17 protein-coding genes and 1 tRNA gene are annotated in these 16,946 nt (G+C 69.1%); 5 read left to right on the top strand and 13 right to left on the bottom strand.

Annotation, left to right across the window (positions count from 1 at the left end; all coding sequences use genetic code 11):
- Nucleotides 1-82: 82 nt before the first annotated feature.
- From holA to RS85_RS02865, 8 genes are all read right to left on the bottom strand, one after another.
- Nucleotides 83-1,120, bottom strand: coding sequence for a DNA polymerase III subunit delta (gene holA / locus RS85_RS02900; protein WP_046011927.1), 1,038 nt, complete (start codon nucleotides 1,118-1,120; stop codon nucleotides 83-85).
- 81 nt (nucleotides 1,121-1,201) lie between these two features.
- Entirely contained in the window at nucleotides 1,202-1,606 is a 405-nt protein-coding gene (locus tag RS85_RS02895; protein ID WP_046011926.1) for a PIN domain-containing protein, read from the bottom strand.
- Nucleotides 1,603-1,821, bottom strand: a complete 219-nt coding sequence (locus RS85_RS02890) for a type II toxin-antitoxin system VapB family antitoxin (protein ID WP_046011925.1) — start codon at nucleotides 1,819-1,821, stop codon at nucleotides 1,603-1,605. Before RS85_RS02890 ends, RS85_RS02895 begins: the two co-directional genes overlap by 4 nt.
- A 41-nt stretch (nucleotides 1,822-1,862) precedes the next feature.
- Nucleotides 1,863-4,217, bottom strand: a complete 2,355-nt coding sequence (locus RS85_RS02885) for a ComEC/Rec2 family competence protein (RefSeq protein WP_046011924.1) — start codon at nucleotides 4,215-4,217, stop codon at nucleotides 1,863-1,865.
- Between the two features lie 111 nt (nucleotides 4,218-4,328).
- Complete coding sequence (locus tag RS85_RS02880; protein WP_046011923.1) at nucleotides 4,329-4,805, bottom strand: GNAT family N-acetyltransferase; 477 nt, start codon at nucleotides 4,803-4,805, stop codon at nucleotides 4,329-4,331.
- 28 nt (nucleotides 4,806-4,833) lie between these two features.
- On the bottom strand, nucleotides 4,834-5,442 hold the full coding sequence (locus tag RS85_RS02875) for a ComEA family DNA-binding protein (RefSeq protein ID WP_046011922.1): 609 nt from the start codon (nucleotides 5,440-5,442) through the stop codon (nucleotides 4,834-4,836).
- A gap of 97 nt (nucleotides 5,443-5,539) precedes the next feature.
- The gene (leuS, locus tag RS85_RS02870) at nucleotides 5,540-8,116 is read right to left on the bottom strand and encodes a leucine--tRNA ligase (protein ID WP_046011994.1); all 2,577 of its coding nucleotides are present in this window, start codon (nucleotides 8,114-8,116) and stop codon (nucleotides 5,540-5,542) included.
- A gap of 34 nt (nucleotides 8,117-8,150) precedes the next feature.
- Nucleotides 8,151-9,479 carry an anthranilate synthase component I family protein gene (locus RS85_RS02865; RefSeq protein WP_052703324.1) on the bottom strand — a complete coding sequence of 443 codons (1,329 nt, stop codon included), beginning with the start codon at nucleotides 9,477-9,479 and terminating at the stop codon, nucleotides 8,151-8,153.
- A gap of 41 nt (nucleotides 9,480-9,520) precedes the next feature.
- Between RS85_RS02865 and RS85_RS02860 the strand changes: the two genes are divergently transcribed.
- The 3 genes from RS85_RS02860 to RS85_RS02850 are packed head-to-tail and all read left to right on the top strand — an operon-like array spanning nucleotide 9,521 to nucleotide 12,099.
- A complete protein-coding gene (locus tag RS85_RS02860; protein WP_046011992.1) occupies nucleotides 9,521-10,192 on the top strand; it encodes a DedA family protein in 672 nt (223 codons plus the stop codon).
- Between the two features lie 4 nt (nucleotides 10,193-10,196).
- On the top strand, nucleotides 10,197-11,222 hold the full coding sequence (locus RS85_RS02855) for an App1 family protein (protein ID WP_046011921.1): 1,026 nt from the start codon (nucleotides 10,197-10,199) through the stop codon (nucleotides 11,220-11,222).
- 1 nt (nucleotide 11,223) lies between these two features.
- Nucleotides 11,224-12,099: a hypothetical protein gene (locus RS85_RS02850; protein WP_046011920.1), complete on the top strand. Its 876-nt coding sequence runs from the start codon at nucleotides 11,224-11,226 to the stop codon at nucleotides 12,097-12,099.
- 2 nt (nucleotides 12,100-12,101) lie between these two features.
- On the opposite strand, the gene RS85_RS02845 is transcribed toward RS85_RS02850, so the two are convergent.
- The 5 genes from RS85_RS02845 to RS85_RS02825 all read right to left on the bottom strand — a co-directional run bounded on the left by RS85_RS02845 (nucleotide 12,102) and on the right by RS85_RS02825 (nucleotide 16,419).
- Complete coding sequence (locus tag RS85_RS02845; protein ID WP_235282313.1) at nucleotides 12,102-13,247, bottom strand: glycoside hydrolase family 3 N-terminal domain-containing protein; 1,146 nt, start codon at nucleotides 13,245-13,247, stop codon at nucleotides 12,102-12,104.
- Between the two features lie 68 nt (nucleotides 13,248-13,315).
- The gene (locus RS85_RS02840; protein ID WP_046011918.1) at nucleotides 13,316-13,972 is read right to left on the bottom strand and encodes an SDR family oxidoreductase; all 657 of its coding nucleotides are present in this window, start codon (nucleotides 13,970-13,972) and stop codon (nucleotides 13,316-13,318) included.
- 41 nt (nucleotides 13,973-14,013) lie between these two features.
- Complete coding sequence (locus RS85_RS02835; RefSeq protein ID WP_152642318.1) at nucleotides 14,014-14,541, bottom strand: DUF3592 domain-containing protein; 528 nt, start codon at nucleotides 14,539-14,541, stop codon at nucleotides 14,014-14,016.
- Nucleotides 14,538-15,329 (bottom strand): hypothetical protein, encoded by a 792-nt coding sequence (locus RS85_RS18890; protein ID WP_052703321.1) that lies wholly within the window; start codon nucleotides 15,327-15,329, stop codon nucleotides 14,538-14,540. Before RS85_RS18890 ends, RS85_RS02835 begins: the two co-directional genes overlap by 4 nt.
- Nucleotides 15,330-15,333: 4 nt before the next feature.
- A complete protein-coding gene (locus tag RS85_RS02825) occupies nucleotides 15,334-16,419 on the bottom strand; it encodes an NAD(P)-binding domain-containing protein (protein ID WP_046011916.1) in 1,086 nt (361 codons plus the stop codon).
- A 137-nt stretch (nucleotides 16,420-16,556) separates the two neighbouring features.
- Here RS85_RS02825 and RS85_RS02820 point away from each other — a divergent pair.
- Together RS85_RS02820 and RS85_RS02815 are read left to right on the top strand one after the other, a co-directional pair.
- Nucleotides 16,557-16,629, top strand: a tRNA-Ala gene (locus tag RS85_RS02820).
- Nucleotides 16,630-16,762: 133 nt separating this feature from the next.
- Nucleotides 16,763-16,945, top strand: a complete 183-nt coding sequence (locus RS85_RS02815; RefSeq protein WP_046011915.1) for a hypothetical protein — start codon at nucleotides 16,763-16,765, stop codon at nucleotides 16,943-16,945.
- Nucleotide 16,946: the final 1 nt, after the last annotated feature.

The following is a 16,946-nucleotide window of genomic DNA, read 5'->3' as shown; positions in this document are numbered from 1 at the left end:
TCAGTCTCTGAAACAGCCCGCCTCGATGAGGCGGGCTTTTTCTTTGCCGTCTCTCTGAGGTGGACGCGTGCGCGCCGTGGGCCTAGGCGCCGAAGGGCTCCCGTGTCGCGATGACGGTGACCATGCGCTCGAGAGCGAAGATCGGGTCGCGCGCGGCACCCTTGACCTCGGCGTCGGCTCGGGCGGTGGCCTGGATCGCCATGCCGAGGGATCGCTCGTTCCAACCCGCGAGATCGCGGCGCGCCCGGTCGACCTGCCAGTCCTTCATACCGAGGCGCTGCGCGAGCTGCCGGCTGGGCTCGCGGTTGCCCGCCACACGGGCCATGGTGCGGAGCTTCATCGCGAAGGCCGCGACCATCGGCACCGGGTCTGCGCCGGAGGACAGCGCATGGCGCAGAGCGATCAGCGCCTCTCCGTACCGACCGGCGATGGCGGTGTCGGCGACCACGAATGCGGAGACCTCGACGCGCCCACCGTAGTACCGGGTGACGACGTCTTCGCTGATGTCACCCTCGACGTCGCCGATCAGCTGCTGGCACGCCGCTGCCAGTTCGGTGAGATCATCGGCGAAGGCGGACACAAGGGCTCGCAGCGCGGGCGGCGCGATGCGCTTCTTCGCCGAGCGGAACTCGCCCGCCGCGAAATCGACACGGTCGCTGTCGCGCTTGATGGCGGGAACGGCTATCTCGATGCCGCCGCCGGTACCGGCGCGAAGCGCGTCGAGAAGCTTCTTGCCTCGGACGCTTGCACCGGTGTGCCGCAGGACGACGGTCGCGCCCTCCTGCGGGTGGTCGAGGTACGACACCGCTTCCTGGATGAACGCGTCGGTGCACTTCTCGACACCGGACACGCGGACGAGGCGGGGCTCGCCGAACAGCGAGGGAGAGGTGAGCGACAGGAGAGTGCCGGGTTCGTAGTCGTCGGCGCGGACGTCGCTGACCTCGAGCGAAGGGTCCTCGGCGCGGAGATAATCGCGTACCCCCGCGATCGCGCGCTCGGCGCAGATCTCTTCGGGACCGGAGACGAGGACGAGCGGTGCCGGATGCGGCTCGCGCCACGACACCTGTGGGATCTTGCCGGCCTTGGCGCCGCCACGGGAGGGAGGACGCGAAGCTGCCATGGATCCAGCCTACCGGGGGCCTCGGACAGCCGATCCGCGGGTCACGGCGCGACCTCCTATGACCAGCGCGCGACGCGGCGGTCAGGCGGGGACGTACTCCTGTCGGACGGCACCGCCCGTGGCCTGCTCGATGTGACCGAAGTCCTGATCCGAATTCAGGATGACGGCGTCATTCGCGACGGCGTATGCGGCGATGAGGCAGTCGAACGCGGCTGCAGACCCCACCCGCCCGCTCTCCCAGAGCGCCTGCTGGATATCGAGCGCAACCTGCCCGTCGGGATGCTCCCACGCGGGAAGAAGCTCGCTCATGTCCTCTCGGAGTTCTCGGTACTCCTCGGGCGAGCGCGCGGAGTGGCAGTACTCGAGCACCTGCGGAGGGCAGGTGATGATCAGATCGCGTGGTGAGATCTCCCTCAGCCGCTGGGCGATCGACGGGTGCGTACCCGCTTTCTGCCAGACACTGTTGTCGACCAGATAAGTGGTCACAGGCGCCCGCGCGTCAGCGGAACGTCGGTGGAAGCGTCGATCTGATCGGGCTCGAACCGTCGGGCGATGATTCGCTCCACCGCTGCAGGCTGGCGACGCACGGCGATCAGCGTGCGCAGAGCGAGATCGACGGTCTCGCGATTAGATTTCGTGCCGGCGAGCTGCTTGGCCTGCCGCAGCTCGTTCTGATCGATGTCGATGGATGTGACGGTCATCGCAGCCTCCTCTATATAGCCAATTGTATAAGACGCGAGATTCATGGAGCTTTCTCCGTCCAGACCTGCAGCTCGTCGTCGCGAAGACCCAGCAGAACGCGCCCCTGCGTGTCGGTGCGCAGGTTGAGCGAGCCCGTCGCGGTCAACAGGTCGAGTGCGTCCGCGCGCGGATGGCCATAGTCGTTGCCTGTCCCCGCGGTGAAGATCGCTGCCGCGGGATCGGCGGCCTCGTAGAGACCCGGATCCTGGTCGGCACTGCCGTGGTGAGCGACTTTGACCACGGAGTACTTGTCGAGGTGCGCGCTCCGCTGCAGCATCCGCTGCGCCTCGGCCGAGAGGTCCCCGAGAAACATCGACCGCGGCACTGCCCCGCCGCGGAACTCCATGACCACGCTCGCGTCGTTGCCGGCCGGGAACACCGCCGAATCCCTCAGCGGCCACAGCACACGCCAGTCGGTGGATCCGAGGACTCCGCGCTGACCCGCGAACGTCTGTGTCAGCTTCGCGCCTCGTGCCGCGAGACCGTCGAGCAGCCGCTGATCAGCGGCATCGGCGATGGGGCCGTGCAGCACGGCGTCCACCTTGCCATACACGGCCTCGGCGCCGCCCACATGATCGAGGTCGAAGTGCGAGAACACGAGCAGATCGACGTGTGTGATGCCGAGCGACGTCAAGCATGCGCCGAGAAGCTCCGGATCCGGTCCCGCGTCGATCAGGGCCACCTCCTCCCCCGACCGCACGAGCAGGGCGTCTCCCTGGCCCACATCGCACGCGGCTATCGCCCACCCGTCCGGCACGGTCGCTGTGGCGAGCGGCCCGGTCAGCACCAGGCGAGCAGCGGCGAGCGAGACGACAACGATCAGCACGCTGGCCGCGCTCCCTCGCATCAGCCGGGCGAGGCGGGCGGTGCGGATGCCGGGCGCCACGCGCGTCCCGACCAGCGCCACGGCCAGTGAGCCGCTGACACCGAGCACGAGCAACGAGCTGCCGATCCCCGCAGGGACCGGCAGTTCCGCGACCGGCAGTCGCGCGGTCGTGGACGCCGTCGTCGCGATCCATGCGGCCGGGAGCCAGGCGGAGGCCGTGAGCAGGTCTGCGAGCGGCGGAACGGGCGCGGCCAGACAGGCCAGCAACCCGATCACCGTCGCCACGGGTGCCGCCGGCGCCGCGATCAGGTTCGCCGCGATACCGATGAGCGACTGCTGATCGGCGAACAGGGCGATGATCGGACCGCACGCGAGTTGGGCCGCGAGCGGCACGGCGACAGCCAAAGCGACGGGCGCCGGCATCCAGCGCGTCAACCCTCTGCTCAACGGCGGTGCCAGCAGGATCAGCGCTCCGGACGCGACCACCGAGAGGGCGAAGCCCGGCGTCGCCGCCAACCATGGGTCGACGAGCAGGATCATCACCGCGCACAGCGCGAGCATCCCCGCACCCGCGCTCGGGCGCCCCAGCATCACCGCGAGCATCGCGACTCCCGCCATCACCGATGCTCGGATCACGCTCGGCTCCGGGGTCACGAGCACGACGAACCCGGACAACGCGATCGCGGCCAGCGCGACGCGCAGCATCCGTCCTCCGCCGCAGAGCGCCGTCAACCAGAAGACGGCACCCACGACGATCGCGCAGTTCGCTCCGGACACCGCCGTGAGGTGGCTGAGACCGCTCGTGCGCATGTCGGCGGTCAGCTCCTCGGTGACGGCCCGCGTATCGCCCACGGCCAGTCCCGGGAGCAGCCCGGCTCCGGGTTCCGGGAGTCGGACGGAGCGGTCGATGAACGCCTGCCGAGCGCCGGCGGCGACACCGAACACGCCGCCGGCCGGCTCCACGACTTCCGCCTCGGTCGCGAAGACGACCAGCGCCGATCGCTCCCCCGCATCTGTCGCCATCGCTTGCCCCACCACCCGAATTCCGGCACCGAGGTCGAAGCCATCGCCCGGCTCGACGCCGATCCGCACGGGAACCGACAGGGAAGCCGGCTCGCCACGGATGCCGACGCTCGTGGTCTGCGCATCGAACCACAACTGCCCGTCCTGCCCGACCGACGCCGACGACGTGACCTCTGCGGCCACCTCCAGCACACGCCCCGACCATTCCGCAGCTCGCTCTCGCGCGGGGTGCACCAGAGAGGCCGTGACCGCGGTCGCCGACATCGCCGCGAGCAGGAGCACGACCAATCCGGCTCCTTGACGCCATCGCGATGCGCCTCGAACCGTCACGATGACCGTGAGCACTACGCCGACCCCGCAACCGCCCATCACCCACCAGGACGTGGCCGGGACGAACACGCACAGGAGCGCTGCGGCCCACACGCCGCCCGCCAAGGGGAGCAGACGCAGATCCCGCCGCCGCACGCCGGTTCGGGCCTTCTCGATGGATGACTCCGGCTGCGGCATCCCGTTACGCTAGGGGCGCGCGAGAATGTCAGGACGCCACAGACCCGGCGACTGCGGACAACCTCGATGGATCGCGCCCCGTGCAGAGGTCGACACACGAACCAGGCAGCATCAGGTCAACGCGAGGAGCATGGTGTCTGAGCCTCCGTTGCGCCCGACGACCTCGAAGCCGACGCGCCCGTAAAGTCGTCGTGCGCCATTGCCGTCCTCGACGCTGAGACTGATGCTGTGGAGACCACGGCTTCGAGCCTGGCTGATCAGTTCCGAGAGCAGACGGCTTCCGATGCCCTGACCTCGATGATCCGCGAAGGTCGTGATGCTCAGCTCAGGCGTTTCCGCATCGACGAACCCGTATCCCGGCTCCTCGGCGGGGAGGAACACCAGCCAGGCCACGGCCTTGACGACATCCCCGTCCTGGTCGGCGAGTCCGAAATCCCGGCCCGCGGGAAAGCTCGTGAAGTAGTGGGAGAGTTCGTGGGCCGCGTCGATGTCGCCGAAGGTGAACCGCGATCCGTTCCAGTTCATATTGGCGAGCGTCGCTTCCCGGAGCAGCGGCCGATCGGCCGACGAGAGAGATCGCAACGTCATAGCAACACCGTACCCACGTCGCGGATCCTCACACTCGCGCCCCGTCGCGGATCCCCTCGAGCAGCTTCTCGCCGATCCCCGGCACCGCCAGCAGGTCGTCGACGGACTGGAAGCGTCCGTTCTCCTCCCGCCAGACGATGATCCTCTCGGCCAGCGCCGGACCGATGCGCGGGAGTGTCTCCAGGGCCGCTTGGTCGGCCGTGTTCAGGTCGATGCGATCGTCGCCGGGCGCGGCGGCTCCCGGCGCGTCAGGGGACGCCCCGAGCATCGGCACCACGATCTGCTCGCCGTCGGCGAGAACGCGTGCGAGATTGACGGCCGACAGGTCGGCATCCGCCGTCGTCCCGCCGGCCGCCGCCACGGCGTCGACCAGGCGGGCGTCCAGATCGAGCACGTACAGCCCCGGTCGCTCCACTGCACCCAGCACGTGAACGTAGAGTTCACCGGTCGGGCCCGCGGTCTCGCCCGCATCCGCCACCGGCACCGACTGCATCGGCTCTGCCTGGCCTCGCATGAGCCCGAGCCCGACGGCGGCCGACAGCACCACCAGCGCCAGCACCACTCCGGCGCCGATGCTCAGCCGCAGCCGACGGCGCGGCGGAGGCGGCGGCGCAGGCGGAGTCGGGTCCGTGGGCATCCCGCCACGCTATGCGCGAGCGCAACCCGCCTGGGATGCCGAAACCGCGCGCCGGGGACAATCCATACGGATCGGCCCCGGTGCAGGAGTCGTGCGCTCAGCCCTTGACGACGATGCTGACGATCTTCGGGGCGCGGACGACGACCTTCACGATCTCGCGGTCGCCGATCGACCGGATGACACGCTCGTCCGCCCGGGCCAGCGCCTCCAGCTCGACCTCGCCGATCCGCGCCGACACCTCGAGCTGCGCGCGGACCTTGCCGCCCACCTGCACGACGGCGGTGACCGTGTCTTCGACGAGCAGTGCCGGATCGGCCGAGCGCCAGGTCACCAGACCGACGGACGGCTCGTGACCGAGCATCTCCCAGATCTCCTCCGCGGTGTGCGGGGCGATGAGGTCGAGCATCACGGCGATGGTCTCCGCGGCCTCGCGCACAGCGGGATCGGTGGCACCGGCCGCGCCGTCGATCGTCTTGCGCGTGATGTTGACGAGCTCCATCAGGCGGGCGACGAGCACGTTGAACTTGGTCTGCTCGACCAGTGCAGGGGCCTCGGACAGCAGCTTGTGCGTCGCCCGACGCAGAGCCGCGTCGCCACTGGCGAACACCACGTCGACCGGGCTGTCGACCTCGCCGGCGATGCGGAGGGCGCGCGCCAGGAACTTCTGAGCCCCCGTCGTGGACACGTCGGCCCAGTCCTTGTCGTCTTCGACGGGCCCCGCGAACGCGAGTCCGACACGCAGCGCGTCGGCGCCGTACGCGTCGAGCTCCTCCTCGAACAGCACGAGGTTGCCCTTGCTCTTCGACATCTTCGCGCCGTCGAGCAGGACCATGCCCTGGTTGATCAGGTTCGAGAACGGCTCCGTGAAGTCGATCAGCCCCATGTCGAACAGCACCTTCGTGATGAAGCGTGCGTACAGCAGGTGCAGGATCGCGTGCTCGACACCGCCGATGTACGAGTCCACCGGGGCCCAACGAGCCGCCTGCGCGGGGTCGAACGCCACGGTTTCGCTGTTCGGCGAGAGGAACCGCAGGAAGTACCACGAGCTGTCGACAAACGTGTCCATCGTGTCGGGGTCGCGGAGTACCGGGTCGCCCGAGGCGGGATCGACGGTCTGCACCCAGCTCTCGGCGGCGCCCAACGGGGACGAGCCCTTCGGCTTCAGATCCAGTCCCTCGACGCTCGGCAGCTTCACGGGCAGCTGGTCCTCGGGTACCGGGATGATCCGGCCGTCCTCGGCGTGCAGCATCGGGATCGGAGTGCCCCAGAACCGCTGGCGAGAGATCAGCCAGTCGCGCAGGCGGTAGTTCTTCGCCGCGCGGCCGGTGCCGGTGGACTCCAGCTGCTCGATCGCACGGGCGATCGCATTGCGCTTGGAGAGCCCGTTCAGCGGGCCGGAGTTGATCATGCGGCCTTCGCCGGTCAGCGCGATACCGGTGGATGACGGGTTCTGCTCGTCGAGCGCCGCGTCCGGGTCGATCGGCACGCCCTCGTCGTCGACCTCGATGACCTGCATCGCTCCCGTGATCGGTGCAGTGGTGTCGACGACGACCTTCACCGGCAGATCGAAGGCACGAGCGAAGTCCAGGTCGCGCTGGTCGTGCGCGGGAACCGCCATGACCGCGCCGTGGCCGTAGTCGGCGAGCACGTAGTCGGCGGCCCAGACGGGCAGCTTCTCGCCGTTGACCGGGTTGATCGCGTAGCGCTCCAGGAAGACACCGGTCTTCGGGCGGTCCGTGGACTGCCGGTCGATATCGGTCTCCTTCTGCACCTGCTCCAGGTACGTGCGGAACCGGTCCTGCACCTCCGCCGGAGCATCCGCCACCAGCTCGGAAGCCAGGTCGGAATCGGGTGCGACGACGAAGAACGTCGCGCCGTGCAGGGTGTCGGGGCGCGTCGAGAAGACCGTCACCGGCTCGTCGCGACCCTCGATCACGAAGTCGACGTCGGCGCCGACGGAGCGGCCGATCCAGTTGCGCTGCATCTGCAGCACCTTGTGCGGCCAGAAGCCCTCGAGCTGGTTCAGATCGTCGAGGAGCCGATCGGCGTAGTCCGTGATCTTGAAGTACCACTGGGTCAGCTTCTTCTTCACGACCTCGTAGCCGCAGCGCTCGCACCGGCCGTCGACGACCTGCTCGTTCGCCAGCACGGTCTGGTCGTTCGGGCACCAGTTGACCGCGCTCTTCTTGCGATAGGCCAGCCCGCGCTCGTGCAGCTTCAGGAACAGCCACTGGTTCCAGCGGTAGTACTCGGGGTCGGAGGTGTGCAGCACCCGCGACCAGTCGAACGAGACGCCGTACGACTGGAACGCCGCCTTCTGCTGAGCGATGTTCGCGTACGTCCACTCGCGAGGGTCTGCACCCTGGCGGATGGCCGCGTTCTCGGCGGGCAGCCCGAACGAGTCCCAGCCGATCGGGTTGAGCACGTTGTGCCCACGGTGACGCCAGAAGCGCGCCACGATATCGGAGTACAGGTAGTTCTCCGCGTGCCCCATGTGCAGGTCGCCGGAGGGATAGGGGAACATCGCCAGCACGTAGCGACGCGGACGGGTGTCCTCGTCGCCGCCGGTGAGGAAGGTCTCGTTCTCGGCCCAGTACTTCTGCCACTTGCTCTGAATGGCGTGCGCCGACGGGGTCTCCTCGTCGGCGGGACCGAAGGACAGGTTCTCAGACAACGAACGCACGACCAATCTGCAGGAAAAAACGGGATCAGTTCAGGATATCGGAACGCCAGAGCGCGGGCATTTCCGCACCCAGGGCGGCCAGCGGAGCCCGCGCCTTCGTCGCGACCTCGGCGACCTCTGCGGCAGCCACCGACCCCCAGGTGATGCCTCCTCCGGCGCCGACCACGGCCTGGTCCGCGTCGATCACGATGCTGCGGATCACCATCGCCAGGTCGATCGCGCCATCGATCCCGACGTACCCGAAGCATCCCGCGTACACGCCGCGAGGTGCGCCCTCCAGGTCATGCAGACGAGTCATGGCGGAGAGCTTCGGTGCACCGGTCATGCTCCCTGCCGGGAACGTCGCCTCGAGCAGACGCCCGACCGTGGTGCCCTCCGCCGCGGTGCCGCTGACGGTGCTGACGAGCTGGTGCACGGCGGGATAGCTCTCGACGATCCACAGTCCGTCCACGCGGATCGAGCCGGGGACACAGACGCGCGACAGGTCGTTGCGTATCAGGTCGACGATCATCACGTTCTCGGCCCGCTCCTTGACGTTCACCGCGAGCTCCGCGGCGAGCGCGGCATCCGTCTGCGGGTCCGCGCTGCGCGGACGCGTGCCCTTGATGGGCCGGGAGCGGATGACGCCTCCCCTGGCGTGCAGGAACTGCTCGGGACTCGCACTCAGCAGTGAGCGCCCTCGGATGCGCACGAATCCTCCGTGATGCGCCGGCGTCGCGTTCCGCAGGCGCTCGTAGACGGAGACGGCGTCGTGCGAACCCGGCACGGTGAATCGCGTCGTGAGGCACAGCTGATAGGCGATGCCCGCGCGGATCAGCTCTCGGCAGCGCTCGATGAGCGCGACGTAATCATCGGGATCGTGCCGAGCGATGGCGATCGCGTTGTCCCCATCGGAATACTCGGCGGATGCCGAATCGGAAGCGGATGCCGGATCGGATGCCGCGGCGATCACGGCCGCCCAGGTTTCGGCGTCGCCATCCTCGCTCATCATCCACGCGCGCCCCGCAGCGTGATCGAAGGCGACGGCGCGGGTGACCCGCAGCCACGAGGCACCGCCACCCTCCCCGCTCGCCGCCACGGGAGCGCCGGCGACCGCCGCCCCGCTCTCATAATCACGCCACCCGACCCACCCGCCGAGGAAGGGCGGAAGCAGATCATCGGCAGCATCCACGTCCAGTCGCACGTCATCGGGGAGGTCCGAGGGCTCCCCCGTACCGACAAAACTCCATCCCTCCGTCGCTGCCTCGCCCGCGTCGAGCCAGAACACATCGGATGACCCTGCCTCGAGCATCCGGAACACGCGCGACGGCTCCACCCAGCGAGGCAGCTGTCGGGGACTCAGGCGTTCGCGCACCTTTCCAGCCTAGGACCGGGGTGCTCCCGTATCCTCATGAGGTGGACGACCTCCTGCTCTGGCTCCTCGACACGGTGCAGTCGATCGATCCGATCACGCGCACTCTGGTGGCCGGGCTCGCCGTCATGCTGGAGACCAGCATCCTCATCGGACTCATCGTCCCCGGCGACACCGTCGTCATCATCGCGTCCATCGGCGTCGCCACTCCCCTCGAGGGCATCGCGATGGGCGTCGCGGTCGTCATCGGAGCACTGATCGGCGAAAGCATCGGCTTCGTGCTCGGCCGCTGGCTCGGCCCGCACATCCGCTCATCCTGGCTGGGACGCAGGATCGGTGAGAAGAACTGGGTCCGCGCGGAGAACTATCTCGCTCGTCGCGGTGGCATCGCCATCTTCCTGTCCCGGTTCCTGCCCGTGCTGCACTCACTCGTGCCGCTCACCGTCGGGATGAGCGAGTACCCGTATCGTCGCTTCCTCGCGTGGACGGCTCCCGCCTGCGTGATCTGGGCCACCGCCTATGTGAGTGTGTCGTCACTCGCCGCCGGCAGCTTTCGCGAGCTCGTCGACCGGGTGCATTTCGCCGGCTACATCTTCGTGGGGATCATCGCTCTGTTCCTCGTGCTCGCCTTCCTCGGCAAGAAGCTCCTGCACCGGCTGGAATCCCGTCACTTGGACGCGGAGGACGCGGACACGGACGTCGACGTGAAAGACTGAGCCAATGGCTTCCGCACCCTCGGCGCTTCGAATCCACTGGTTCGCGCGTCTCGAACACCGCCTTCACGTCTGGCGTGAGGGGCGCGCGCGGCGCCGTGGACGTGTCGCGACCATCCTCCCCTTCCCCGGATACGGAGGACCCGGATGGGTCCGCGTGGTCGGACGGGTGCTGATCGTCCCGCCGGCGCGGAGCACGCGCGACGGCGAGCCCGCCAGCGTGCGCGGCTGGCGCAGCTTCGTGGGCATCCCGGTGAGCTTCGCCGCCGTGAACCTGCACTTCGGTGATTCCACCCACCAGGTCGTCGCCGACCGCGGAGGAGTGATCGACACCGTCATCCACGCCGATCTCGAGCCCGGATGGCAGACCTTCATGATCTCGGTGGAAGACCAGGAGCCGGTCGAAGCGCGCGCGTTCATCGTCGCCGCAGAGACGACTTTTGGCGTGCTGTCGGATGTCGACGACACCGTGATGGTCACGGCACTCCCCCGTCCGTTCATCGCCTTCTGGAACTCCTTCGTCCTCGATGAGCACGCGCGTCTCCCCGTCCCCGGCATGGCCGTGCTTCTCGACCAGCTGCTGCGGCAGCATCCCGGCGCACCCATGGTCTACCTGTCGACGGGTGCCTGGAACGTCGCACCGACGCTGTGGCGCTTCCTCAGCCGTCACCTCTTCCCTGCGGGTTCGATGCTGCTCACCGACTGGGGCCCCACGCATGACCGCTGGTTCCGCAGCGGACGTGATCACAAGCTCACCAACCTGCGGCGACTCGCCACGGAGTTCCCGCACGTGAAGTGGCTGCTGATCGGCGATGACGGTCAGCACGACGAGTCGATCTACACCCAGTTCATGGAAGAGCACCCCGATTCCGTCGCGGGTGTCGCCATCCGCCGCCTGTCCCCCGCCGAAGCCGTACTGGCCGGTGGCCGCGCCGAGCCGGAACCGCACGCGCCGGACTCCGCTCCCTGGGTGAGCGCCGAAGACGGCGCGGGCCTGCGCGATCAGCTCGGCGAGGCCGGCATCCTGCAGTGACATGACGCTCGCACGCGAGGAGTGGCTGGCGCGGGAGGCTCTGCACCGGCAACGAGCGAATGACCTCACGGCCGAGCACCGCGACCGTGCGGCGCGTGGCGAGAAGCATCCGGTCTGGGACTTCCTCTTCACGTACTACGCCTATAAGCCTGCGCAGCTGCGTCGCTGGCACCCCGGCGCGGGAATCGAGCTGGCTGACGCTTCGGAGCGCCTGTCGTGGCGCTGGTACTCCCCCGGATCGGTCGACAGAGCGGTCGTGCCGGATGCTGTCGCCTTCGCCCGCGAGAAGACCGAGCTCGCGGGTCTCATCGAGCGGATGCTGCGCCGCACGGCGTCGCGACCCGGCCAGTTCGGCTGTTTCGGGCTGCACGAATGGGCGATGGTGTACCGGGCCGACGAGCACCGGCATCCGGTCCCCCTGCGACTGGGACAGGCCGGAACGGACGCCGTCGTGGAGGGGCATGACCTCCGCTGCACCCACTTCGACGCGTTCCGCTTCTTCACGCCTGACGCCGTTCCCCGCAACCGCACGGCGCTGTCCCGCGAGGAGCAGCCGTTGTTCGAGCAGCCGGGCTGCCTGCATGCGGGGATGGACCTCTACAAGTGGGCGATGAAGCTCGGCCCCCTCATCCCGGGTGAGCTGCTGCTCGATGCGTTCGAACTCGCGCGCGACATCCGCCTGCTCGACATGCAGGCCGCCCCGTACGATCTGTCGGCGTGGGGCGTCGTGCCCGTGCCGATCGAGACTCCCGACGGCAAGGCCGAGTACGTCCGCCGTCAACGCGGCTTCGCGGAACGGGGCGCTGCCCTGCGTGCGGCGCTGCTCGGCGCCTGGCTCGGTGAGAACACAGCGGAGGTCCCCGCCCGGATCGCCTGAGTTCAGCCGGCCGGCTCGCAGTCCGCGCACACCGTCCACTGCGCTGGCTGCGCCGAGGACTCCAGTCGCAGTGCCATCACGCGGGTGGCTGCCTCTGCCAGGCGCTCGGCGGGAAGAGTGCCGGCGTCGACGGCGGCCGCGATACCGGCGGCCATCTGCCCGGCTGTTCCGGCGTCGGACCCGGCGATCATGAGCACCAGGTCGTTGCCGGCCGCCACCGCAGCGACCCCGTTCGCGATCGGGTCGGAGTATGCGGGATCGCCGGACGACAACAGCATGCCGAGGTCGTCGGTCACCGTGACGCCGTCGAACCCGAGCTCCTCTCGCAGGATCCGGTGCCAGGTCGGCGACAAGGAGGCCGGTGCCGGATCGACCGAGGTGTAGGACAGGTGGCCGAACATCACCAGGGAGGCTCCCGCGTCGATCCCCGCTGCGAACGGTAGCGCTTCGCTCGCGCGCCACTCCTCCAGCCCGATCGTCGTGCTCGGAATCGCGCTGTGCGAGTCACCGGGTGCCGCGCCATGCCCCGGGAAGTGCTTGAGAGTCGATCCGAGGAACTGCTCCTGAACCGTCGTCGCCGCCGCGACCCGCTCGGCTGAACTCGCCGGGTCGGTGCCGAGCGCGCGGCCGTGGATGAACGAGCTCGAGTCCGAGGTGAAGTCGGCGATCGTTCCGAAGTTCACGGTGATCCCGGCTCGGGCCACGAGCGAGCCACGCGCGGCGAACGCCGCGGACGTGTCTGCGACCGGGCGGCCCTTCAACGTGGTGGACGCCGCGAAGTCGTCGCCGAGCAGACGCGACACGAGGCCGCCCTCCTGGTCGACCGCGATCAGCGGCGGAAGGGCAGGATCGATGGTCAGCGCGGCTGTCAGCGCCTGCAGCTCGGCCTCGGTCGCCGGGATGTTGGCACCCATCAGGATGAACCCGCCGAATCCGGACTCCATGTAGGCGCGGAGCGCACCGGCATCCGTCCCCGACACATGGCCCATGACGACGCTCGCGGCCTGCTGCGCTACCGACATCTGCGCGACCATGTCGGCGGCGCGGCTGCTCGGACCCGATCGGACCGCGGCCGACGAGTCCGCGACAGTCGGCGCCCGCGCAGCGTAAGCGGCCGGGGCGGCGCAGAGGACTGCTGCGGCGGCCACCAGGACCCCAGCCGTCCACCCGCGATGCCACCGCATTTCCAGCCCTCTGCTCCTGCTCTGCGGTCGCCTCAGCAGGCGAGCGCCTCAGTGATCGGCAGGGAGCTCTCCGCGCTGCCGTTTCCGAAGCGGAGGGTCCGCCCGATCGTGCAGGGCTCTGCGAGCGAGGCAGCGATCACCGCGGCGACATCGGCACGGGACACCTCGCCGTTGCCCTCCGGGTCGAGCTGCACCCTGCCGGTCGGCTCGTCGAGCGTGAGGGTACCGGGGGCGAGAATGGTCCCCTCCAGCTCGGTGCCGCGCAGGTGTTCGTCCGCCGCCCACTTCGCGTCGGCGTAGGCGAAGAAGGAATCGTCCTCCGGCACTCCGTGATCGGCAGTCGATCCGATCCAGGAGACCATGACGTAGCGGCGGACGCCTGCACGCTCCGCGGCATCCATCGACCTCTGGGCGGCGTCGCGGTCGACCGCGTACGTGCGCTGCGGATCTCCGCCGCCGGCACCGGCGGACCACACGACAGCATCGTGACCGCGGATGATCTCGGCGAGAGCATCGACGTCCATCGTCTCGATGTCGGCCACGAGCGCTCGGGCACCGCCCGCGTCGACGTCGGCGGCGTGGTCGGGATTGCGGATGACTCCGGTGACCTCGTCTCCCCTCTCGGTGAGCAGAGGGGCGAGGAGCAGGGCGATGCGGCCGTGGCCGCCGAAGACGAGGATGCGCGACATATCCTCACCCTACGCTCCGAGACCGACACCGGTCGCGGTGCTCAGCGCGGCGTCTGCGCGCTGTCGATCACGAAGGCCTGGGGATGCGAGGGCAGGTAGCGCACGACCACGGGCTGTCCGCTCGGCAGGGAGACGTCGCGGTCCGGATAGACGGCAGGGGTGAAGAAGTTGCTCTCGAGCGTGTACTCGACGCCGTCAGCGGTGGTGAACGTCACCCAGTCTCCGTCCATCGTCGCGGTCGTCGCACGCCCGATGTCGTAGATGTACGCGCGGGTCACCGGCACCCCGGTCAGGCTGAGGATGCCGATGATGAGCGATCCGAGCATGAGGAAGGCCAGCACGCGGAAGACGATGCGCAGGATGCTGCCGCCGACCAGCCCGCGCGAGCGCTCCTCGGGTCGCAGCAGACCCTCGCGTTCGCGGATGGCGCGGAGCTCGCCGCCTGGAGCGACTCCGCGCACCGACAGGGCGAACAGTCCGAGGATCGAGAATCCGGCGATGAAGACCATCGCGTAGCCGTGCGCCTCAGGGAAGTTCAGCAGCCAGATGAGGGTGTCCATGGGGTTCATCGCCCGGCCTCCTTCTCGATCGTGATCGCGACCGTCTGCGGATCCTCGCGCCGGTAGAACGCCCAGACGGGCGCGCCAACCTGCAGGTGCGGGATGGCCTGCGGATACACGAAGACGGTGGTGTCCGCCTCCCAGGTGGCGGCTCCCTCCGGTGCCATCAGCACGCGCAGGGCGAGTTCCGACTGCCCTTCCTTCCGGCGTCCGGTCGGGCGCACCTCGAGGACGGATGCCGGGACCTGCGTGCCCGTCGTGCGCGCGCGCACCTGGCGCGGGTCGATCAGGCCGCGATCGATGCGCCACTGCATCAGGGCGTCGCGGACAGCCGGCTCGGAGAGGTCCGCGACCTCGACCGTGTCCTGATCCGTCAGGCTGTAGCGCACGGGCATCGGGTTTCCCACCTGGAGGGCGGCGAAGTCGCTCGCGTCCACCAGCATCCGCAGCTGTCCGATGAAATCGTCGCCGGTCGCGGGCGTCACACGGATGTAGAGGTCGTACTGCGGCACGTCGTTCACCGTGAGCCCCGTGCGCGAGATCTCCACGATCGTGCCGACGCCGATCTGCAGCTCTCCGCGCGGTCGCTTGCGACCGGAGAACCCGAGGAACATCCCGCCGAAGGTCAGCAGGAGCCCCCACGCGACGCCGATGAGGATCGGAGCACCGAGGGTGTCCTCGCCCGAGAACGGCAGGATCGAGTGGCGCTGGTCCACGCCGAAGAGCCCTTCGCCGACCCAGATGAGCAGCCAGACCGACAGCAGCAGCCAGACGACCGCGAACACGATGCGAAGCATGCCCTCAGCGTAGCGACGGGGCGCCCGAGGTGAAGGATGCCTCCGAGAGGCGCAGCATCCGCTGCACGCCCTTCGCCGCCGAGCGTCCGGCGCGGTTCGCGCCGATCGTGCTCGCGGAGGGTCCGTAGCCGACCAGCTGCACCCGCGGGTCGGCGACCGCCGTCGTCCCCCGGCCGTCTCGATCGAGCTGCATGCCGCCGGCAGCGCTGCGCAGACGGAGCGGCGCGAGATGCGCGATCGCGGGTCGGAACCCGGTCGCCCACAGGATCGCGTCGACACGCTCGAAGGAGCCGTCCGACCACCGGACGCCGTCCGGCTCGATGCGCTCGAACATCGGGCGGCGGTCGGCGTAAGCGCCGAGACGCTCGGCTTCACGCTCCTGCGGCCGGAGCATGAGTCCCGTGACGCTGACCACGCTCTGCGGCGGAAGGCCGGCGGCCACCCGCTGCTCGACCAGCGCGACGGCCGCGGCACCCGCCTCGGGCGAGAAGTCGTCGGTGCGCCAGACCGGCACACGGCGGGTGACCCAGAGCGTGTCGGTGAGGGGCGCGAGTGCGCCGAGGAACTGCACGGCCGACGCTCCCCCGCCGACCACGAGCACGCGCTTACCGATGAAGTGCGCGGGGCCCGGATAGTCCACGGTGTGCAGCTGCTCGCCGACGAACGTCTCCATGCCGGGGACGTGCGGGAGGAACGGATGCGTCCACGTCCCGGTCGCGTTCACGAGCGTGCGTGTCAGCCACTCGCGCTCCTGCGCGCGGACCACAAGCAATCCGTCGTGATCTTCGACGCGATCGACCTTCACGGGCCGGATGACCGGCAGAGCATGGTTCCGCTCGTAGGCGGCGAAGTAGGCAGGCACCGCGACGTTCGCCCTCTCCCCGTCGCGGGGCGGTGCGGTGTCGGCGGGGAGCTCGGCGACGCCGTGCACATCGCGCATCGTCAGCGCGTCCCACCGGTGCTGCCAGGCCCCTCCGGCGTGATCTCCGGAGTCGAGGATGACGTGAGATATCCCGAGCCGCGTCAGGTGGAAGGACGACGACAGACCGGCCTGCCCTGCGCCGATCACGAGGCTGTCGAGAATGCTCACGATGTATGGAACATCTCCGGTCGCGCCGTTGTTCCGGAGGTGCCGGCGACGCGCCCGGGAGCCGCATCCCGATTGGTGCTCCCGCGGATTCGTGTAGTACTCTTTTCAAGTTGCTCCGGCATCCGGAAGCAGCGTTTGGGCCTGTGGCGCAGTTGGTAGCGCACCTGCATGGCATGCAGGGGGTCAGGGGTTCGAATCCCCTCAGGTCCACCGAGAAGCCCCCGTTCACACGGGGGCTTTTCCGTCTTAGCGCGCACCTCAGTCGCGGTCAACCCGCTCACCGCGTTGCGATCGTCCGCCGTACGGTGGCGGCATCCAGTTCCCCTGAGCGAAGGATGCCATCATGTCGAACCCGATTCCCCCCATCATCCCGATCCCCGACGGCGGCGAGACCGACGGCGTCCCGACGAGGGAGGTCGACGGCGAGCAGGTGCCCGACACGGATGTCGATGACGCGCTCGTCGACAGCGCGGAAGCCGACCGAGTCGCAGCCGGCTCCGAAGACGCGGACGACGACGACCTCTGAG

Source organism: Microbacterium sp. SA39, assembly GCF_000967865.1.
GTDB lineage: Bacteria > Actinomycetota > Actinomycetes > Actinomycetales > Microbacteriaceae > Microbacterium.
The sequence above is the reverse complement of the archived record's forward strand: the minus strand, read 5'-3'. Positions and strand labels throughout refer to the sequence as shown.

What these genes read in the sequence shown, in the direction of transcription:
- RS85_RS02885 (WP_046011924.1), bottom strand. Translation starts at nt 4,217, where the DNA reads ATGCCGCAGCCGGAGTCATCCATCGAGAAGGCCCGAACCGGCGTGCGG.
- RS85_RS02890 (WP_046011925.1), bottom strand. Translation starts at nt 1,821, where the DNA reads ATGACCGTCACATCCATCGACATCGATCAGAACGAGCTGCGGCAGGCC.
- RS85_RS18890 (WP_052703321.1), bottom strand. Translation starts at nt 15,329, where the DNA reads ATGCTTCGCATCGTGTTCGCGGTCGTCTGGCTGCTGCTGTCGGTCTGG.
- RS85_RS02835 (WP_152642318.1), bottom strand. Translation starts at nt 14,541, where the DNA reads ATGAACCCCATGGACACCCTCATCTGGCTGCTGAACTTCCCTGAGGCG.
- RS85_RS02880 (WP_046011923.1), bottom strand. Translation starts at nt 4,805, where the DNA reads ATGACGTTGCGATCTCTCTCGTCGGCCGATCGGCCGCTGCTCCGGGAA.
- RS85_RS02840 (WP_046011918.1), bottom strand. Translation starts at nt 13,972, where the DNA reads ATGTCGCGCATCCTCGTCTTCGGCGGCCACGGCCGCATCGCCCTGCTC.
- RS85_RS02850 (WP_046011920.1), top strand. Translation starts at nt 11,224, where the DNA reads ATGACGCTCGCACGCGAGGAGTGGCTGGCGCGGGAGGCTCTGCACCGG.
- RS85_RS02855 (WP_046011921.1), top strand. Translation starts at nt 10,197, where the DNA reads ATGGCTTCCGCACCCTCGGCGCTTCGAATCCACTGGTTCGCGCGTCTC.
- RS85_RS02875 (WP_046011922.1), bottom strand. Translation starts at nt 5,442, where the DNA reads ATGCCCACGGACCCGACTCCGCCTGCGCCGCCGCCTCCGCCGCGCCGT.
- holA (WP_046011927.1), bottom strand. Translation starts at nt 1,120, where the DNA reads ATGGCAGCTTCGCGTCCTCCCTCCCGTGGCGGCGCCAAGGCCGGCAAG.
- RS85_RS02815 (WP_046011915.1), top strand. Translation starts at nt 16,763, where the DNA reads ATGTCGAACCCGATTCCCCCCATCATCCCGATCCCCGACGGCGGCGAG.